This is a genomic window from Bradyrhizobium sp. (genome assembly GCF_035273305.1).
In the GTDB taxonomy this organism is placed as follows: domain Bacteria; phylum Pseudomonadota; class Alphaproteobacteria; order Rhizobiales; family Xanthobacteraceae; genus Bradyrhizobium.
The window spans coordinates 1-3,247 of the sequence record NZ_DATEPI010000022.1 but is presented as its reverse complement, the minus strand read 5'-3'; the positions used below and the strand labels follow the sequence as shown (position 1 = coordinate 3,247).

Below are 3,247 nucleotides of genomic sequence, written 5' to 3'. Positions count from 1 at the left end.
AGCGCTGAACTTAGCGGGGAGGGATATCTCGCGTCTCGCGTATCGAAGCAGATGACGAAGTGGGTCGCTATTCGAACCTAATTAGCTGAACCGTCGCAACTATTTCGGTGTGCCGAATCCGCAACCCTTCCGCTTGGCCTTTAAAAGGCGGTGGTCAAGAGGTTGTGTCAGGGCGCGGACACGCTATTGTCGCGCCCCGGCCGGGCGCAGGATCGCGCTTCGCCGAGCGCCGCCCTCATGGGATCAGAGTGCGGCCGAGCGAAGGCCGCGAGAGATCAGGTTTCCGGGACGTCCATGCCGCAAAAGGTTCGAATCGCGCTTGACGCCATGGGTGGCGATGTCGGCGCATCGGTCGTCATTCCCGGCGCCGCCATTTCATTGAGCCGACATCCCGATAGCGAATTTCTGCTGTTCGGCGATCGCGCACTGATCGATCCGGAACTCGCGAAATACCCGGCGATGAAGGCGGCCTCCCGGGTCATTCATACCGATGTTGCGGTCAGCATGCACGACAAGCCGAGTCAGGCACTGCGCCGTGGCCGCAAGACATCGTCAATGTGGCTTGCGATTGATGCCGTCAAGAAGGGTGAGGCGGACGTTGCCGTATCCGCCGGCAACACGGGCGCCCTGGCCGCGATGGCACGCTTCTGCCTGCACATGTTACCGGGGATCGATCGGCCGGCGCTTGCGGCGATATGGCCCACGGCGAGAAGCTATTCGGTCGTGCTCGACCTCGGCGCCACCATCGGCGGAGATGCGCATCATCTGGTGGCGCTGGCGGTGATGGGCAGCGCTATGGCGAGCGTATTATTCAATCTGGAACGGCCGACGGTTGGCCTCCTCAACATCGGCGTAGAGGAAATCAAGGGCCGCGAGGAAGTTCGCGGAGCCGCCGAGTTGTTGCGGGCGATGAATCTGCCCCAGCTCGAATATATTGGTTTTGTCGAGGGCGACGGGATCGGCAAGGGGGCCGCCGATGTCATCGTTGCCGAGGGATTCAGCGGCAACATCGCCTTGAAGGCTGCCGAAGGCACCGCCCGGCAAATCACCGACTTTCTCCGCGAGGCGCTTTCGCGCAGCTGGCGTTCCAGAATCGGTTACCTGTTCGCCAAGGACGCCTTCAAAGCGCTACGCGACAAGCTCGATCCGAGCAAATCCAACGGCAGCCTGGTGCTCGGACTGAATGGCATTGTGGTCAAGAGCCATGGTGGAACCGACGCCGAAGGCTTTGCCTACGCCGTGGATGTTGGGTATGAGATGGTCCGCAACGATCTCCTGAACAAGATCAATCAAATGCTCAATCGCGACGGCAACGCGCTTGGATCAGCGTCGCCCGCGCAGGAGGCTGTCTCGTGACCGCAATACGTTCGGTGGTGCTCGGCTGCGGCGCGTACCTTCCGCAGCAGATCCTGACCAATGCCGAACTGGCGGGACGCATAGACACCTCCGACGAGTGGATCGTGCAACGCACTGGCATCCGCCAGCGCCATATTGCTGCAAAGGGCGAGTTCACCTCGCATTTAGCCGTCCATGCCGCGCGCGCCGCGCTCGCCAATGCCGGTGCCGACGCGCAGTCGATTGACCTGATCGTGCTGGCGACCTCGACCCCGGACAATACATTTCCGGCGACCGCGGTTACCGTGCAGAACGAACTTGGCATCCACCATGGGGCGGCGTTCGACCTGCAGGCGGTGTGCTCAGGGTTTGTGTTCGCGCTTGCCACCGCAGATAATTTCCTGCGCACCCGCGCGTTCAAGCGCGCGCTGGTCATAGGCGCTGAAACCTTCTCGCGCATCCTCGACTGGAGCGATCGCGGCACGTGTGTTTTGTTTGGCGACGGTGCCGGCGCTGTCGTCCTCGAAGCCCAGACGCAACCTGGTAAACTATCGGACCGAGGCATCTTGAGCACGCATTTGCGTTCTGATGGGCGGCACAAGGCAAAGTTATTCGTTGACGGTGGTCCATCCTCGACTCAGACGGTAGGCTATTTGCGAATGGAGGGACGCGAAGTTTTCAAGCACGCGGTCGGCATGATCACTGACGTGATTGAAGACGCGTTCAAGGCGACGGGGACGAGCGCCGATGATATCGACTGGTTTGTCCCCCATCAGGCCAACCGCCGAATCATCGATGCCTCCGCGCACAAGCTTCATATTGCACCGCAGAAGGTCGTGGTGACGGTCGACCTGCACGGCAACACCTCGGCAGCGTCGATACCGCTAGCGCTTTGCGTCGCGGTCGCTGACGGGCGCGTGAAGCAGGGAGATCTGGTGCTGCTCGAAGCGATGGGCGGCGGCTTCACCTGGGGCTCGGCGCTGCTGCGGTGGTAAGCGCGACGTTAAGGGGGATGCCCGCATTCCCACGCTCTTTCATGCGATTGCATCCATGAGCACTGTTGACCGTTGCTTGTTAACCTCATAATTTCAGATAGATATTGTTCGCCGTGAGTTTGGGGCAGGCGATGACTGGAACCGGGAAGACAGTAACACGCGTCGATCTGTGCGAAGCCGTCTACCAAAAGGTAGGGCTATCCCGCACCGAATCGTCGGCCTTTGTCGAACTGGTGCTGAAAGAAATCACCGAGTGCCTGGAGAAGGGCGAGACAGTGAAACTGTCATCGTTCGGTTCTTTCATGGTGCGCAAGAAGGGCCAGCGTATCGGCCGCAATCCGAAGACCGGCACCGAGGTGCCGATTTCGCCGCGTCGCGTAATGGTGTTCAAACCATCAGCCATTCTCAAGCAGCGGATCAACGGTCAGAATCCTGGCAACGGTCAGGCCAACCCCGAGTAGTCAGGCTGTTCAGCGACGCAAGAGGAGCGAGCATTTGGACAAAGCGCCGGATGCGTTTCGTACCATAAGCGAGGTTGCGCACGACCTCGAAATTCCACAGCACGTTTTGCGGTTCTGGGAAACGCGCTTTGCACAGATCAGGCCGATGAAGCGGAGCGGCGGTCGCCGCTACTATCGTCCCGACGACATCGATCTGCTCAAGGGTATCCGCCGCCTGTTATACGGCGAGGGCTACACCATCCGCGGAGTGCAGCGGATTCTTAAAGAGCATGGCATCGCTTCGGTGCAACGGCTGGCTGACAACTCCGCGATAGCATCGTTCGGTGCGATCGAAGAGGCGATCGGCCAAAGCATTCTGGAGCAGGACGAGGATTCCGTTCCGGGCATCGACGTCGATGACGACGATTACGAGGGCACCGATGGCATCGACTTCCGCCTGCTCGATGCCGATGAAGA

4 protein-coding genes are annotated in these 3,247 nt (G+C 60.3%); all 4 read left to right on the top strand.

Translation table 11 applies throughout. The features are described 5' to 3' along the window. Positions 1-294: 294 nt before the first annotated feature. On the top strand, positions 295-1,356 hold the full coding sequence (gene plsX / locus VJV58_RS01525; protein WP_324135548.1) for a phosphate acyltransferase PlsX: 1,062 nt from the start codon (positions 295-297) through the stop codon (positions 1,354-1,356). Continuing rightward, a complete protein-coding gene (locus tag VJV58_RS01520; RefSeq protein WP_324135547.1) occupies positions 1,353-2,330 on the top strand; it encodes a beta-ketoacyl-ACP synthase III in 978 nt (325 codons plus the stop codon). Before plsX ends, VJV58_RS01520 begins: the two co-directional genes overlap by 4 nt. A 131-nt stretch (positions 2,331-2,461) precedes the next feature. Next, a complete protein-coding gene (locus VJV58_RS01515; RefSeq protein ID WP_324135546.1) occupies positions 2,462-2,791 on the top strand; it encodes an integration host factor subunit alpha in 330 nt (109 codons plus the stop codon). Between the two features lie 34 nt (positions 2,792-2,825). Continuing rightward, positions 2,826-3,247, top strand: a 422-nt coding sequence (locus tag VJV58_RS01510; RefSeq protein ID WP_324135545.1) for a MerR family transcriptional regulator, incomplete at its 3' end; no start/stop codon positions are given.